Source organism: Jatrophihabitans sp. (assembly GCF_036389215.1).
Classification (GTDB): Bacteria; Actinomycetota; Actinomycetes; order Mycobacteriales; family Jatrophihabitantaceae; genus Jatrophihabitans_A.
Window position 1 is genome coordinate 1 of the sequence record NZ_DASVQG010000006.1, and the last position, 15,285, is coordinate 15,285.

Below are 15,285 nucleotides of genomic sequence, written 5' to 3' on the forward strand. Positions count from 1 at the left end.
CTAGTGCCTAGTGCCTAGAGGAAGAGCGTGTTGGGCTCGAGGCCGCAGAGCACCCGTCCATAGGTCTCGGCGTTGGTGTTGGGGTGCATGACCCCGTGCAGGTTGATCGTCTGGACGTCGCGTTCGATCCGCTGCATCGGCACGTGGGAGTACACCGAGGAGCCGCCGCTGGCGGTGTTGAGGATGTCCACGGCCTCCTTGGCCCGCTCGCAGACCACGGCCGCGTCCATGCGCGCCGCGGTCCGGTCCTCCAGGGTCCAGGGCTCGCCACTGATGGCCTTGGACTGCAGGCGGTCGGCCGCGCGGTGCAGGTGCCACTCGGCCTCGTCGATCTTCACGCGGGCCTCGGCCACCTGGAGGTGGGTCAGCGGCGCGTCGATCTGGCGCTCGTAGTTCGTGTAGGTGATCTGCCGGCTCGGCAGCCGCTCCATGAAGCTCTCCCACGCGGCACGGGCCATGCCCAGCGCCGGCGCGGCGGCCGCCGCGACCGCGAACTGCAGGAACGGGACCTTCCACGCGTCGGAGGCGGCGTTCTCCTTCGAGGCGTGCTGGCCGAACATCAGGACCGGCAGCATCGGCAGGACCCGCGCCGCGGGGACGAACAGGTCCTGGGCGATGGTCGTCACGCTGCCGGTGGCGCGCAGGCCGACGGTGTGCCAGTCATCGATGACCGTCAGGTCCGACATCGGAACGACGGCCAGACCCGGGACCAGGTTGCCCTCGCCGTCGTCGATCATGATCGAGTGGGTGTCCCAATCGGCCTGCTGGGCCGCGGTGTTGAAGTGCCACCGGCCGTTCAGGATGTAGCCGCCCTCGGTGGGAACGGCGACGCCGTTCGGACCGACGGAGCCGCAGAACCGCACGTCCGGGTCGGCGAAGATCTCGTCCTGCGCCTCGTCCGGCAGCAGCCCGGCCAGCCAGGCACCGATCGTCATCGTGCTGACGCTCCACCCGACGGAGCCGTCCCCACGGCCGAGCTCGGCGATCACGTCGACCACGGTGCGCACGTCCGGCACACTGCCGCCGTAGCGGGTGGGAACCCTCATCTTCAGCAGGCCGGCCTCCTGCATGGCGGCGATGACCTCGTCATGCAGGACCCGGTTCTGCTCCTGCCAGTCGGCGTGCTTACGGATCAGCGGGATGAGGTCGGTCGCCCGTTGCACGAGATCGACCTGCGGCGGCGACTCGATGATCGTCATCTAAACTCCTGGTATTGATGGTAGGGGCAGGACGCGGCGGTCCCGGGCGAGATTCGCGCCCTGGCTCACACCCGGGTGTCGAGCGAGCACCGAATCTCCTCGGCCCGCACAACTTTCACATGGGCACGTGGGCCCGTCATCTCCGAAGATGCTCTCCCCAGAGCCGATTCCTCTCGACGCGCGCCGCGCTCTCGGGCGTCAGGATGAGCACGGTTCACCTATGGACACGGACCCGTGGCCGATAGGCATGGCACATCGTACGAGCCGTCCGGCGTATCGGCGCGCTGAACCTGCCGCTGGGTTTGTCAGACGTCGTACAGTCGCGGCGTCGTGCCGTTCTTCCTTCCCGGGCACGTACCAAAATGTTTCACGTACCGAATGTTTCTAGTAAGTCTGCGACCTATCGCGTCGGTGGGCGCTGACAGGATCGAACTGTCGACCGCTCGGGTGTAAACCGAGTGCTCTCCCGCTGAGCTAAGCGCCCCTTTGGCCCGCCGCCGACACCTCAGGCGTCCGCCACGACCCAGCGGGCCGGGCCGCCCAGCCGAGAACCAGCGACAACCGTCCACAGGGTACCGGCTCCGCCGCACAGCCTGCCGTCGTACTGTCGTGAACGTGCTTTCGACGCTGCGGCAACCGCGCTACCTGGGCCTGTTCGCCCTGGCGGTGGTGCTTGCCGCGATCTGCGGGCTGGCCGGCAGTTGGCAGGTGGCGCGGTTCCACCAGAAGCACGACACCAACCACAAACTGCGCCTGGACGATCGCGACCGGCCGGCCGACGTCGCCAGCGTGCTGGGCAGCGCCGCCACCCCGACCTCGACCGGTGGCGCGCAGAAGTTCCGCCACGTCACCGCCACCGGGACGTACCTCAGCGCCTCCGAGACGCTGCTGCGCAACCAGACCGTCGACGGCGATGTCGGCTACGTGGTGCTCACCCCGCTCAAGACGAGCACCGGCGTCCTTCTCATCGCCCGGGGCTTCGTGGCGCAGACCGGCGCGGCAGCGACCAGCCCGCCGGTACCCGCCAGCCCCACCGGAACCGTCACCGTGACCGCCCGCCTGCAGCCTGCCGACAGCAAGCCCGACCGGTTCGGCCGGCTGCCCGGCCGGCAGGTGGAAACCGTCAACATCGCCGAGCAGGCCAGCCGGATCGGAACCCCCGTGTGGAACGGCTACGCCGAGCTGTTGGCCGGCCAGCCGGGGACAGCCGGCCTCACCGCGCTGCCGGCCCCGGACCTGTCCAACCCGGCGGGCGGCGCCGACGAGCCGCAGCACGCCGCCTACGTGGTGCAGTGGTACCTGTTCGGCGTCCTGGCGCTGTGCGCGCCGTTCGTGATGGCGGCCGCCGAGCGCCGCCGCGACCAGGCCGAGGCCGGCCTGGCAGCCGAGCAGGACGGCGACCGGCCGGCCACGAGCGACCGGCCGGCCAAGAGCAGGAAGGCGTCGCTGGACGACCGGCTCGCCGGCCGCGCCTGACCCGGCACAGCACCGCACCAGAGCACGTGCGAGGGAGATCCTTCCCGCCTGCGCCTTTAAATTGGCACTTCCAACCCGCGCACCGTGGCGCCTGCGTATCAGCCGCGCCGCAAAGACCACAGAGAACACCACGAACAAGGAGTTACCCATGTCCAGTCTCGACGAGATCCTGCAGGCCAACGAGCGTTACGCCGCTGACTTCGGCGCGAACTCCGAGCTCACCCTGCCCGCGAAGCGGGGCTTCGCCATCCTGACCTGTCAGGACGCCCGGCTCATCCCGCCCAAGTTCGCGGGATTCGCCGAAGGCGAGGCGGTCGTCGTCCGCAACGCCGGCGGCCGGGCCACCGACGACGCGATCCGGTCGCTGGCCATCTCCCACAAGCTGCTGGGAACAACGGAATGGTTCGTCATCCAGCACGATGACTGTGGCATGGCCTTGGTGACGGAGGCGGAGATGCGCGACATGTTCACCAACAGCCTGGAGCCCACCGTGTTCAAGGACGGGGGCTTCCGCGAGGTCGGCATCGGTCCGGGCTCGACTGAAGCCGAGTACATCAACTGGCTCACCATCAGTGACAGCGCCCTGAGCGTGGTCAGTGACGTAACGAGAATCCGCAATCACCCGCTGGTGTCGGCAAAGATCTCGATCTACGGCTACCTCTACGACATCAGGACCGGACGGCTGAACGAGGTACCGGACGCCACTATCGCCGGCAAGGCCCGCTGACCGCCTGAGGCGCTCCCGCGTCGAGTCGCGGGAGCAGCGCTGAAACCCTGACGATCGTTGGCCGCCTGGCAGGGCCCGCGCGGCGTGCCGGCCCTGCTCCGCGGCCAACGACCGGCCGGCTCGTGCCCTCGACGAGCCCGTGAGGCGCTAGGACGAGCCGTGAGGCGCTAGGACGAGCCGTGAAGCGCTAGGACGAGCCGTGAAGCGCTAGCCGGCCACCCCGGACGTCAGCGCCGCGATCTCGTCCAGCCAGCGCTGCGGATCCCGCCCGACCCCGATCTCGTTGGCCTCGCTGAACCGGATGATGCCGTCCCGGTCGATCAGGAACGTCCCACGGTTGGAGACCCCGGAGTCGCTGTTGAACACCCCGTACGCCTGGGCGACCTCGCCGTGCGGCCAGAAGTCGGCCAGCAGCGGGTAGTTGAGCTCGTCCCGCTGGGAGAAGATCTTGTGCACGAACGACGAGTCGATGCTGAGCGTCAGCACCTGCACGGCGTCGTTGGCGAACTCCTCGATCCGGTCGCGGATCTGGCCCAGCTCACCGGTGCAGATGCTGGTGAACGCCCACGGGTAGAACACCAGCAGCACGGCCTTGGTGCCCCGGAACGACGACAGCGTCACGACCTCGTTGTTCTGGTCGCGCAGCGTGAAGTCGGGCGCCTCCACGCCGACCGGCAGGGGCGTCAAACCCGGGATCGACACCGGATCAGCCGGGAAGCTCATCGCCGCTCGCCCTTGCCCCGCTCGACGCCGGCCTTGGCCCGCCTGCTGACCAGTCGGGCACCGGTCCAGCCGGCCGACAGCGGCAGCAGGGAGGTCTGCGAGAGGCCCGCAGTCGGGGCCGCCTCGGAGATGTCGGAGGGTTCGACGTACCCGGGCCGGCCCCGCTTGGGGGTCAGCAGCCAGATCACCCCGTTGTCGGCCAGCGGGGCAATCGCGTCGACGAGGGCGTCCACCAGGTCACCATCGTCCTCCCGGAACCAGAGCAAGACGACGTCGACCACATCATCTGAGTCTTCGTCGACCATGTCCTCGTTCAGGCGGTCCTCGATCGCTTCGCGCAGAGCCTGGTCGACGTCGTCGTCATAGCCCAACTCCTGCACAACCATGCCTGGCTCGATGCCCAGCCGGTCTACCAATGCAGTCGTGTTTTCCCCGGTCCCGGGGGTGGTGCTCACTGCCAGCCTCCAGAAGTGCCTGAGCGGTGAGGCGCCTCCTCATCGCTGGTAACCGTGCCCCGGTAGATAACCACACTTCGGCAGCGACGCAACCCTCCGGGGCTACCCATCGGTAAACATCGGAGGTCACAAGTTCTCCCGTGTTGGTGGACACTGGTCAGGTGACTCGTGATCGCTACAGCATCATCACCGATGGTCTGCCCAGCCAGCTTCCCGATATCGATCCAGGCGAGACCCGCGAGTGGATCGAATCCTTCGACGCCGCTGTGGACCATGACGGCCGCCAGCGCGCCCGGTTCCTGCTCCTCCGGCTGCTCGAACGCGCCCGCGAACGCCAGGTCGGCGTCCCGGCGCTGCGCAGCACCGACTACATCACCACCATCCCACCCGAGCGCGAGCCCTGGTTTCCCGGCGATGAGCACATCGAGCGCCGGATCCGGGCCTACATCCGGTGGAATGCCGCCATCATGGTCAGCCGGGCCAACAAGCACCTGGGCGTCGGCGGCCACATCGCCACCTACGCCTCGGCAGCCTCGCTCTACGAGGTCGGTTTCAACCACTTCTTCCGGGGCAAGGACCTGGCCAGTGGCACCGGCGACCAGATCTTCTTCCAGGGCCACGCCGCGCCCGGCATCTATGCCCGCGCCTTCCTGGAGGGCCGCCTGACCGAGGAGCACCTGGACGGCTTCCGTCAGGAGAAGTCCAAGGCGCCCTACGGCCTGTCCTCCTACCCGCACCCCCGCCTGATGCCCGATTTCTGGGAGTTCCCGACCGTCTCGATGGGCCTGGGCCCGATCGGGGCGATCTATCAGGCCCGGTTCAACCGCTACCTGGCAGCCCGGAGCATCGCCGACACCGCCAACTCCCACGTCTGGGCATTCCTGGGCGACGGCGAGATGGACGAGGTCGAGTCCCTCGGTGCCATCGGGGTGGCCGCCCGCGAGGAGCTGGACAACCTCACCTTCGTGATCAACTGCAACCTGCAGCGCCTCGACGGCCCGGTGCGTGGCAACGGCAAGATCATCCAGGAGCTCGAGTCCTACTTCCGCGGCGCCGGCTGGAACGTCATCAAGGTGATCTGGGGCCGGGACTGGGACCCGCTGCTGGCCGCCGATCGCGACGGCGTGCTGGTGAACAAGATGAACACCACCCCGGACGGCCAGTTCCAGACCTACACCGTGGAGTCCGGGGCCTACATCCGGGAGAACTTCTTCGGCGGCGACCTGCGGTTGCGCAAGATGGTGGAGGACCTCTCCGACGAGCAGCTGCGGGTGCTCTCCCGCGGCGGCCACGACTACCGCAAGGTGTACGCCGCCTTCGCCTCGGCCCGCGCCCACGTCGGCCAGCCGACCGTCATCCTGGCGCACACCATCAAGGGCTGGACGCTGGAGAGCTTCGAGGGCCGCAACGCCACCCACCAGATGAAGAAGCTCAACAAGAACGACCTGAAGGCGTTCCGGGACCGGCTGCACCTGGAGATCACCGACGAGGCGCTGGAAGCCGACCTGCCGCCGTACTACCACCCCGGCGAGAAGTCCGACGAGATCCAGTACATGAAGGAGCGCCGGGAGGCCCTGGGCGGCTCGCTGCCCAAGCGGGTCAACCGGTCCAGCCCGCTGGTGCTGCCGGACTCGGCGGCCAGCGCCTACGCGGACCTGAAGAAGGGGTCGGGCAAGCAGAACATCGCCACCACCCAGGTCATGGTGCGGCTCTTCAAGGACCTGATGCGCGACAAGGAGATCGGCAAGCGGTTCGTGCCGATCATCCCGGACGAGGCCCGCACCTTCGGCCTGGACGCGATCTTCCCGACGGCCAAGATCTACTCCCCGCACGGCCAGGAGTACGACGCCGTCGACCGGGACATGCTGCTGTCCTACAAGGAGTCCACCCTCGGCCAGATCCTGCACGAGGGCATCAGCGAGGCCGGCTCCACCGCGTCGCTGATCGCGGCCGGCACCGCCTACGCCACCCACGGCCAGCCGATGATCCCGTTCTACATCTTCTACTCGATGTTCGGGTTCCAGCGGACCGGTGACCAGTTCTGGCAGTTCGCCGACCAGCTCGGCCGGGGCTTCGTCCTCGGCGCGACGGCCGGCCGGACCACCCTGGCCGGTGAGGGCCTGCAGCACGCCGACGGGCACTCGCTGCTGATCGCCTCCACCAACCCGGCCGTGGTGGCCTACGACCCCGCCTATGCCTACGAGATCGCCCACATCGTCGAGGCGGGTCTGCGCAGGATGTACGGCTCGTCACCGGAGCATCCCCACGGTGAGGACGTCTTCTACTACTTCACCATCTACAACGAGCCGATCCCGCAGCCGGCCGAGCCCGCCGGGGTGGACGTCGAGGGCATCCTGCGGGGAATCCACCAGGTGTCCGCCGCGGCCGGGGAAGCAGGCCGGCCGCGCGCCCAGGTGCTCGCTTCCGGGGTGGCGGTGCCGTGGGCGCTGCGGGCCCAGGAGCTGCTCGCCCAGGACTGGGGCGTGGACGTCGACGTCTGGTCGGTGACGTCCTGGAACGAGCTGCGACGCGACGCCCTCAGGGCCGACGAGCACAACTTCCTGCACCCGGACGCCGAGCCGCTGACCCCGTACATCAACTCCAAGCTGGCCGATACCAGCGGGCCGGTGATGGCGGTGTCGGACTACATGCGCGGCGTGCCGGACCAGATCGCCCAGTGGGTGCAGGCAGCCGGGCGTGACTGGAGTTCGCTCGGCGCGGACGGCTTCGGTTTCGCCGACACCCGTGGCGCGGCCCGCCGGTTCTTCCACATCGACGCCGAGTCGATCGTGGTGAACGTGCTGGCACAGCTGGCCAAGCGCGGCGAGGTCAAGCCCGAAGCGGCCCGCGACGCTCTGGAGAAGTACAAGATCACCGACGTCGCGGCTGCCAACGCCGGGTCCGCCGAAGGCGCCGCCTGAGCAGACCAGCTACCTCAGCCGAGGCTTGACGGTCAGATGCAGCCGGCTGCGTCTGACCACTGACCGCGACCACCGGTGCGCTCACCCGGTCGCGGGTGCTGGGTCGTCGAGGCGGGCGTGCCGGTACGGACTGATGGCCAGGCTGGCCGACACCAGAGCGAAGCCCACGGCAGCCGCGTAGAGCATCGGGCGGTAGCCCAGCGCGTCGGCCAGCACGCCGCCCAGGGGTGCTCCGATGACGATCATCGCCCGATTGACCGACCGCCTGGTGGCGTTCGAGCGCCCCTGCAGGTGGTCGGGAGTGATCGCCTGCAGGTAGCCCATCTCGTTCGAGTTGGCGGTGCCCATCGTCAGCCCGAGCAGGAACTCCCCGACGCCGAAGACGACCCAGCCGCTCCAGCCGTGCCCGGCTGCGGCTATCACCGCCCACGCCATCCCGTTGCCGGCAATGCTCGCGATGACGATGCGCCCGGCACCGAACCGCGCGCCGAGAGCCGCGGCACTCAGCGCGCCGAGCAACCCCCCGACACCCCCGGCCGCAAGCGCCAGACCTAACCCGAACGGGCTCAGGCCCATCGTCCGGAGCGCGAACAGCGGCAGCGTCGCGCTGGCGATCGCGTTGAACACGAACCAGCCATGCGTGCTCAGCACGTACGGGCCGAGCGTGGGGTGGCGGTAGACCCAGCGAAGCCCGTCGACCGCTTCACCGCGGACCCCGCGTAGCGAGAACCGCCGCGAAGGCGGCTCGGTAACCGGTACGCGCATCACTAGCAGGCCGGAGGCGAAGTAGCTGGCCGCGTCGACCAGGACTGCCCATGGCGCGCTCAGCAGCGAGATCAGTCCGCCGGCAAGCGCCGGGCCGGAGGTCTGTGCAACGGCGTCGCTCTGGTCGAGCCTGGCGTTGGCGCGGGTGAGGAGTCCCGGGGGCACGAGGCGCGGGAGGAACGACTGCGAAGCGGCGTCATTGGCCAGCGACGCCAACCCGAACACGATCATGAACGCCACCAGGACGACAAGTGACAGGTGATGGACGGTCGCCAGGGCCGGGATCGCGACGAGCAGGATGCCGCGCACGAAGTCCGTGGTCACCAATACCGGCCGGCGACGTGCCCGATCAACGAACACGCCGGCGAAAACACCGAACAGCAGGTAGGGCAACCACCGTGCCGCACTGACCAGACCCACCTCGGCTGCCCCGCCGCCCAAGGTGAGTACGACGAGCACCTGCACAGCCAGCGTCGTGACGTAGGTACCGAACGCCGAGACAGTGGCCGCGGCCCAGAATGGCCGGAAACCGGGGGAGCTGCGCAGGTCCGCGTTGTGCGCGACACCCGCCATCACGGATGTATACCACCCTCGTTCGGGGCACCGGAGCCGAGGCGGCAGGCATCCGAATGGCTCCGACGCCTAACCGGTCCGACCGCCTAACCGCCCGACCGCGGCGGCCGCACCGCTAGTAGCGGGCGCCGACCACCTGGGTGCCCAGCGGGTTCAGCTCCGCCAGGTCCTCCTCGGTCAGCTGGACGTCCAGCGCGGCCACGTTCTGCTCCAGCCACCGCACCCGCTTGGTTCCCGGGATGGGCACCACCGGCACGCCGAGCCGGTCGGACTGCGCGTGCACCCACGCCAACGCGATCTGGGCCGGGGACACCGCATGCCGCTGCGCCACCGCTCGGACCGCCGCCACGATCGCCAGGTTGGCCTGGCCGGCCTCGTCCCGGAACCGGGGGTTGAAGCGCCGGAAGTCCTTGTCGTCCAGCCGGCTCGGATCCACGGTGCCGGTCAGGAAGCCCCGGCCCAAGGGTGAATAAGGCACCAGCCCGATGCCCAGCTCCACCATGGCCGGTGTCACCGCCTCGACGTCGCGGGTCCACAGCGAGAACTCGCTCTGCACCGCCGTGATCGGGTGCACCGCATGGGCTCGGCGCAGCAACCGCTCGTCCACCTCGGAGAGCCCCAGGTAGCGCACCTTGCCCTCGGCGACCAGCTCGGCCATCGCACCCACCGTCTCCTCGATCTCGGCGGTCTCCGGCGGCCGGTGCAGGTAGTACAGGTCGATGACCTCCACCCCGAGGCGCAGCAGCGAGGACTCGCACGCCCGCTTGACGTAGCCGGCCTCGCCACGGATCACCCGGGCCTGGTCGCCGCCGGACCGGTCGATGCCGAACTTGGTGGCCAGCTGCACCTGCTCGCGCCGGCCGGCGATGGCCCGCCCGACCAGCACCTCGTTGTGCCCGGCGCCGTAGACGTCAGCTGTGTCGAGAAAGGTGACCCCCAGCTCCAGCGCGCGGCGGACGGTGGCGATCGAGGTGTCCCAGTCCGCCGCCCCGTACCACTCGCTCATGCCCATGCAACCCAAGCCCTGACGGGAGACCTCGAGGTCGCCGAGCCGGATCCGATCCATCGTGCTGTCTCCGATCTGCGCCGGTGGAATGGCGCCACGCATTACCTAATTCATCAGCCGGCGCCGGTCAAGCGGGTCAACGCCGGTCAAGCACCCGGACGGCCTTGCCCTGCGAGCGCGGGATCGACTCCGGCGCCAGCACCTCGACGCTGACCGTGACCCCGATCCGCTCCTTGATCAGGTTCCCCAGCTCGCCGGCCAAGGCACCGGTGTCGGCCTCGGGCTCGCGTGACTCGACCCGCACGCTCAGCTCGTCCAGCCGGTCGGGCCGGCTCAGCACGCACTCGAAGTGCGGGGACAGCCCCGGTACCGCCAGCAGCAACTCCTCGATCTGGGTCGGGAAGACGTTGACCCCCCGGATGATCATCATGTCGTCGGTGCGGCCGGTGATCTTCTCGATGCTGCGGAAGGCCGGGTAGGCGCTGCCCGGCAGCAACCTGGTCAGGTCCCGGGTCCGGTAGCGCACCACCGGCATCGCCTGCTTGGTGAGCGAGGTCAGCACCAGCTCACCGATCTCGCCCTCGGGCAGCACCTGACCGGTCTGCGGGTCGATCACCTCGGGGTAGAAGTGGTCCTCCCATACCTGCAGGCTGCCGGGGTGCCCCGCTGCCTCCTGGCCGATCCCCGGACCGATCACCTCGCTCAGCCCGTAGATGTCGAGCGCCGCCAGCCGGGCCCGCTGCTGCATCTCCGCCCGCATCGCCTCGGTCCACGGCTCGGCACCGAAGATGCCTGTCCGCAAGGACGATTCGGCGGGCTCGATGCCTTGGCGGGCCATCTCGTCCAGGATCGACAGGAAGTAGGACGGGGTCACCATGATGATCCGGGGCTGGAAGTCGGTGATCAGCTGGACCTGCCGCGCGGTCATGCCACCGGAGACCGGGACGACCGTGCAGCCGAGCCTCTCGGCACCGTAGTGGGCGCCCAGCCCACCGGTGAACAGGCCGTAGCCGTAGGCCACGTGCACGATGTCGCCCGGCCTGCCACCCGCGGCGTAGATCGAGCGCGCCATCACCGACGCCCAGGTCCGGAGATCCTCGGCGGTGTAGCCCACGACCGTCGGCTTGCCGGTGGTGCCCGAGGAAGCATGCACCCGCGCCACCTGCTCACGGGGCACCGCGAACATCCCGAACGGGTAGTTCTGCCGCAGTTCTTCCTTGCTGGTCAGGGGGAATCGGGCCAGGTCAGCCAGCGAGGCCAGATCGTGCGGATGCACCCCGGCCGCCTCGAACGCGGCCCGGTAGTGGCCGACGTTGTCATAGGCATGCCGCAACGACCACCTCAGCCGGTGTAGCTGCAGCTGGCGAAGCTCGTCGAGGTCGACGGCTGCCAGCTCCCCGAAGGCTTCCACGTCATCCAGCCGCGACAGCTCCATCGACCCGCCCCTCCCGCCGGCTGCGTTACCGGCGCACCCTATCCGCCAGCCGGCGATCGCGTTATCCCGCCCGGAGCGCTCCACGTGCCGGCTGCCCGATGGCGTGAGCGGCCAGCCTCGGCAACAGCTGCCCGAGCGGCCCGTCTAGCCGCACGTCGGCCAGCGGGTCGCCGCGGGTGGCGCCCTGGTTGAGGATCGCCACCGGGATGCCCCGGGCGGCCGCGCGCCGGACGAACCGGAAACCGGAGGCCACCGTCAGGGACGAGCCCAGCACCAGCAGCAGCCGGCTGGCCTCGACCAGGGCGTAGCAGGCAGCAACCCGCTCCGGCGGCACGTTCTCGCCGAAGAACACCACATCGGGCTTGAGCGGACCGGCGCCGCAGTCCAGGCAGTCCACCACCTGGAAGTCGGCGATCTCGGGCTCGGCCAGTTCGACGTCCCCGTCCGGCTTGATCGGCCCGGTGCTCAACGCCTCGCGGGCGCGCGGGTTGGCGGCCACCAGCCGCTCGTCGAGCTCGTCGCGATCGCTGATCGCCCGGCAGCACAAGCAGATCACCCGGTTCAGGCCGCCGTGCAGCTCGATCACCCCACGGGCGCCGGCAGCCTGGTGCAGCCCGTCCACGTTCTGGGTGATGATCCCGCCCAGCAGGCCGGCCCGCTGCAGCCGGGCGACCGCCTCGTGACCGCCGTTGGGCTGGGCCTGCTCGATCCGCTGCCAGCCGCGATGGCTGCGTGCCCAGTACCGCTGCCGTGCCGCCGGGCTGCCGGTGAACTCCTGGAACGTCATCGGAGTAGCGGGGTGCAGCCGTCCGGTCGGCCCGCGGTAGTCCGGGATCCCCGACTCGGTGGACAGCCCTGCCCCCGAGAGCACCAGCACACCGCCGCGGGCGACCAGGGCGGCCAGCCGCTCTGCCGGGTCTGCGGGATCGGACATCACTCTCCGACAGTACGACGCCGAAGCCGGCGCGTCGGTGTGTTCGGACCCCACCGACGGCTCGGCCTGGGTGCCTGCGCGTCACGTGAGGTTCCGTTGGAGTTTGTTATGGCTGACCGTGTCCGACGCCATGAGCGACGACGACTCCCACTAGCCGACCGGCACCCCGAAGTCCCAGACCAGCAGCTCAGCCGGCTCGACAGCCACCAGCTGCCCCTCGCCGGCACCAGCCGTCCGCAGCGCGTCGCCGGTCCGCAGCACCTCGCCGGCCCCGAGCGCGTCCCCGGACTGCTGCACATCGCCGGCTCCCAGCGTGTCGCCGGTCAGCCGCACCGAGCCGTCCACCACGAACAGGTGCACCAGCGGGGCTACCGGTAGCGCGATGGCATCGCCGGCAGCCAGCCGGGCCGCCGACAGCGTGGCCTGCCGCTGCCGGATCCGCAGCGTGCCAGGCCGATCCTGCCCCGACGCCAGTGCCACCAGCTCCCCCGGCCGGAGCCGGCTGGTGGCATCCAGGTGTTGGCAGATCGGTTCGGCGTCGACCGTGTCCGGGCTCAGCCACATCTGCACCAGGCGCACCGGCTGGTCAGCGGCCGAGCTGAATTCGGTGTGCCGGATGCCGCTGCCGGCGCTGAGGTGCTGCAACTGCCCGGCCGAGGTCACCGTGTCGACACCTGCCGAATCCCGGTGCGTGAGCGAGCCGGCGGCCACCCAGGTGAGGATCTCGACGTTGCGGTGAGCGTGCACCGGATAGCCCGGACCGGGTTGCAGGAGGTCTTCGTTGTGAGCCAGCAGCACGCCGAAATGGGTGTTGTCGGGGTCGTAGTGCGCGCCGAAGGCGAAGGAGTGCCGGGAATCCAGCCACTCGGTGCGGGTACGCGCCCGGCCGGAACCACGGCGTAGTTCGAACGTGCTCACCTCACCCACACTAGGCTCGGCGGCGTGCACGGCACCTTGACCGAGGAGACCATCAACCGGATCGAGCAGTCCTCCGGAGCGCTGGCCACCCGCAGCCTGGCCCGGATGGACGAGCAGCTCGCCTGGTTCCGCCGGCTGCCCGCCGACCAGCGGTCCTGGGTGACGCTGGTGGCCCAGGCCGGCATCGCCTCGTTCGTCGAGTGGCTCCGCTCCCCCCATCAGGTGGTGCGGCTGACCGGCGAGGTGTTCAGCATCGCGCCCCGGGAGCTGACCCGCCGGGTGTCCCTGCAGCACACCGTCGAGCTGGTGCGCCAGACCATCGCCGTGGTCGAGGAGGCCGTTCCGTCACTGGCCGGCCCTGGTGAGGAGCAGGAGGTCGCCGACGCGATGTTGCGGTTCTCCCGCGAGATCGCGTTCGCGGCGGCCCGGGCCTATGCCGGCGCGGCCGAAACCCGGGGCCGCTGGGACGCCCGGCTGGAAGCGCTGGTGATCGACGGCCTGGTCCGTGGCGTCGGGCCCAACGAAGAAGGCTCCCCGGTCAGCCAGCTGGCCGCGCTCGGCTGGCGTGCCGAGGGAGCAGTCACCACCGTGGTCGGCGGGGCGCGCAACGACCTGGACCCCACCCAGGCCCTGGATTCGGTGCACCGGACCGCGCGCCGGGCAGGCTTCGACGTGCTGGCCGGGGTGCACGGCGGCCGGCTGGTGGTGATCCTCGGAGGCATCACCGATCCGATCGAGGCCGCCAAGGCGATGCTGGAGGAATTCGACGACGCACCGGTGGTGGTGGGCGGCTCGGCCCCGCGGATCGACGGCGCCGCCGAGGTCACCGCGGCGGCCCTGAGCGGACTGCGCGCGGTGGCGGGCTGGCCGGGAGCGCCGCGTCCGATCTCTGCCGAGGATCTGCTGCCCGAGCGCACCATCGCCGGTGACCTGGGTGCCCAGCGCGAGTTGATCGAGACCGTGTACCAGCCGCTGGTCGAGGCCGGCAATGTGCTGCTGGAGACGGTGGTGAGCTACCTGGACGGCGGCCGCGCCCTGGAGACGACCGCGCGGGCACTGTTCGTGCACACCAACACGGTGCGGTACCGGTTGCGGCGCGCCGCTGAGCTGTGCGGGCACGCGCCGACCGATGCCCGGGGCGCCTTCACCATCCAGCTGGCACTGGTGCTGGGCCGGCTCAACGCCCCGGGCAGCGGGCGCCCGGCGAGCCTGGCGACGGGCCAACCAACTGGGGGATAGACTGCCGCTCCTTGGTGGAACCGCTGCATTGCAACCGCTTACATTACGGTTCTCAAGATCGGTGCTTGTAGCTAACCTCTAAAATAGCTGCTGGAACACTGTGCGCGTCGGGATCGCCATAAGGGCTGCAGACAGGGCACTGTAAGAGTGTGATCTCCGTACTCGCTCCGGGCCAGGGTGCCCAGTCCCCGGGCATGCTCGCGCCCTGGCTGGAACTGGACGGCGTGCCCGAGCAGGTCGCCGGCTTCTCCGAGCTGTCCGGCCTGGACCTCGCGAGGCTCGGGACCACCGCCGATGCCGACGAGATCAGGGATTCGGCCATCACCCAGCCGTTGATCGTCGCGATGGGCCTCATCACCGCCGGCCAACTAGGGCTCGGCCGGATGAGCGAGGACCGTCAGCGAGCCGGGACCGGAGCGATTGGCAGCCAACTGGTACTGGCCGGTCACAGCGTCGGCGAGGTCACCGCGGCCGCCGTGGCCGGCGTTCTCACCCCGGCGGACGCCATCTCGTTCGCGACTCGCCGGGGCTCGGAGATGGCCGCGGCCTGCGCGGCTACCCCCACCTCGATGGTCGCCGTTGTCGGTGGCGACCAGGACGAGGTGCTGGCCGCCGTTCTCAGTGCCGGCCTGACACCCGCCAACCGGAACGGGGCCGGTCAGATCGTGGCCGCCGGCTCGCTCGAGGCGATCGCGGCGCTCACCGAGAACCCCCCACCGGGCAGCCGGGTCCGGCCGTTGCAGGTCGCCGGGGCGTTCCACACCAGCTACATGAGCCCGGCGGAGCAGAGCCTGCGCACCGTGGCGGCCCAGCTGACGCCGGCCGATCCGACCCTGACCCTGCTGTCCAACGCCGACGGAGCCGTGGTCGGCGACGGTCCCACCGTGCTCGACCGGCTGGTCGGGCAGGTCACC

Annotated in this window: 13 protein-coding genes and 1 tRNA gene; 5 read left to right on the forward strand and 9 right to left on the reverse strand. The window is 69.8% G+C overall.

From position 1 onward, the window contains the following. Positions 1–14 precede the first annotated feature (14 nt). Positions 15–1,199 carry an acyl-CoA dehydrogenase family protein gene (locus VF542_RS00245; protein WP_408649702.1) on the reverse strand — a complete coding sequence of 395 codons (1,185 nt, stop codon included), beginning with the start codon at positions 1,197–1,199 and terminating at the stop codon, positions 15–17. 412 nt (positions 1,200–1,611) lie between these two features. Continuing rightward, positions 1,612–1,683 (reverse strand) — tRNA-Val (locus VF542_RS00250). Positions 1,684–1,814: 131 nt separating this feature from the next. On the opposite strand from VF542_RS00250, the gene VF542_RS00255 reads away from it, so the two are divergent. After that, positions 1,815–2,675 carry an SURF1 family protein gene (locus VF542_RS00255; protein WP_408649703.1) on the forward strand — a complete coding sequence of 287 codons (861 nt, stop codon included), beginning with the start codon at positions 1,815–1,817 and terminating at the stop codon, positions 2,673–2,675. A 148-nt stretch (positions 2,676–2,823) separates the two neighbouring features. Then, positions 2,824–3,402, forward strand: a complete 579-nt coding sequence (locus tag VF542_RS00260; protein ID WP_408649704.1) for a beta-class carbonic anhydrase — start codon at positions 2,824–2,826, stop codon at positions 3,400–3,402. 207 nt (positions 3,403–3,609) lie between these two features. Here the strand turns inward: VF542_RS00260 and VF542_RS00265 are convergent, their stop codons facing one another. Continuing rightward, positions 3,610–4,125: a peroxiredoxin gene (locus VF542_RS00265; protein WP_408649705.1), complete on the reverse strand. Its 516-nt coding sequence runs from the start codon at positions 4,123–4,125 to the stop codon at positions 3,610–3,612. Beyond that, positions 4,122–4,580 carry a DUF3052 domain-containing protein gene (locus VF542_RS00270; protein ID WP_408649706.1) on the reverse strand — a complete coding sequence of 153 codons (459 nt, stop codon included), beginning with the start codon at positions 4,578–4,580 and terminating at the stop codon, positions 4,122–4,124. Before VF542_RS00270 ends, VF542_RS00265 begins: the two co-directional genes overlap by 4 nt. A 161-nt stretch (positions 4,581–4,741) precedes the next feature. Here VF542_RS00270 and aceE point away from each other — a divergent pair, with 161 nt between their 5' ends. Further along, positions 4,742–7,501, forward strand: a complete 2,760-nt coding sequence (aceE, locus tag VF542_RS00275) for a pyruvate dehydrogenase (acetyl-transferring), homodimeric type (RefSeq protein WP_408649707.1) — start codon at positions 4,742–4,744, stop codon at positions 7,499–7,501. Between the two features lie 81 nt (positions 7,502–7,582). On the opposite strand, the gene VF542_RS00280 is transcribed toward aceE, so the two are convergent. The 5 genes from VF542_RS00280 to VF542_RS00300 form a co-directional block, all read right to left on the reverse strand. Next, positions 7,583–8,839: an MFS transporter gene (locus VF542_RS00280; protein WP_408649708.1), complete on the reverse strand. Its 1,257-nt coding sequence runs from the start codon at positions 8,837–8,839 to the stop codon at positions 7,583–7,585. Between the two features lie 115 nt (positions 8,840–8,954). Next, positions 8,955–9,905 carry an aldo/keto reductase gene (locus VF542_RS00285; RefSeq protein ID WP_408649709.1) on the reverse strand — a complete coding sequence of 317 codons (951 nt, stop codon included), beginning with the start codon at positions 9,903–9,905 and terminating at the stop codon, positions 8,955–8,957. A 76-nt stretch (positions 9,906–9,981) separates the two neighbouring features. After that, positions 9,982–11,280, reverse strand: coding sequence for a phenylacetate--CoA ligase PaaK (gene paaK, locus VF542_RS00290; protein WP_408649710.1), 1,299 nt, complete (start codon positions 11,278–11,280; stop codon positions 9,982–9,984). A 61-nt stretch (positions 11,281–11,341) separates the two neighbouring features. Continuing rightward, positions 11,342–12,214 (reverse strand): NAD-dependent protein deacetylase, encoded by an 873-nt coding sequence (locus VF542_RS00295; protein ID WP_408649711.1) that lies wholly within the window; start codon positions 12,212–12,214, stop codon positions 11,342–11,344. A 150-nt stretch (positions 12,215–12,364) separates the two neighbouring features. Then, positions 12,365–13,132 carry a pirin family protein gene (locus VF542_RS00300; RefSeq protein WP_408649712.1) on the reverse strand — a complete coding sequence of 256 codons (768 nt, stop codon included), beginning with the start codon at positions 13,130–13,132 and terminating at the stop codon, positions 12,365–12,367. Between the two features lie 24 nt (positions 13,133–13,156). On the opposite strand from VF542_RS00300, the gene VF542_RS00305 reads away from it, so the two are divergent. Further along, complete coding sequence (locus VF542_RS00305; protein ID WP_408649713.1) at positions 13,157–14,371, forward strand: PucR family transcriptional regulator; 1,215 nt, start codon at positions 13,157–13,159, stop codon at positions 14,369–14,371. 149 nt (positions 14,372–14,520) lie between these two features. After that, positions 14,521–15,285 (forward strand): ACP S-malonyltransferase (locus VF542_RS00310; protein WP_408649714.1); only part of this gene is annotated, 765 nt, incomplete at its 3' end.

Bases quoted from the DNA above. Each gene is read 5' to 3' on its own strand.
- VF542_RS00245 (WP_408649702.1), bottom strand. From the start codon at position 1,199: ATGACGATCATCGAGTCGCCGCCGCAGGTCGATCTCGTGCAACGGGCG.
- VF542_RS00260 (WP_408649704.1), top strand. From the start codon at position 2,824: ATGTCCAGTCTCGACGAGATCCTGCAGGCCAACGAGCGTTACGCCGCT.
- VF542_RS00265 (WP_408649705.1), bottom strand. From the start codon at position 4,125: ATGAGCTTCCCGGCTGATCCGGTGTCGATCCCGGGTTTGACGCCCCTG.
- VF542_RS00280 (WP_408649708.1), bottom strand. From the start codon at position 8,839: ATGGCGGGTGTCGCGCACAACGCGGACCTGCGCAGCTCCCCCGGTTTC.
- VF542_RS00285 (WP_408649709.1), bottom strand. From the start codon at position 9,905: ATGGATCGGATCCGGCTCGGCGACCTCGAGGTCTCCCGTCAGGGCTTG.
- paaK (WP_408649710.1), bottom strand. From the start codon at position 11,280: ATGGAGCTGTCGCGGCTGGATGACGTGGAAGCCTTCGGGGAGCTGGCA.
- VF542_RS00295 (WP_408649711.1), bottom strand. From the start codon at position 12,214: ATGTCCGATCCCGCAGACCCGGCAGAGCGGCTGGCCGCCCTGGTCGCC.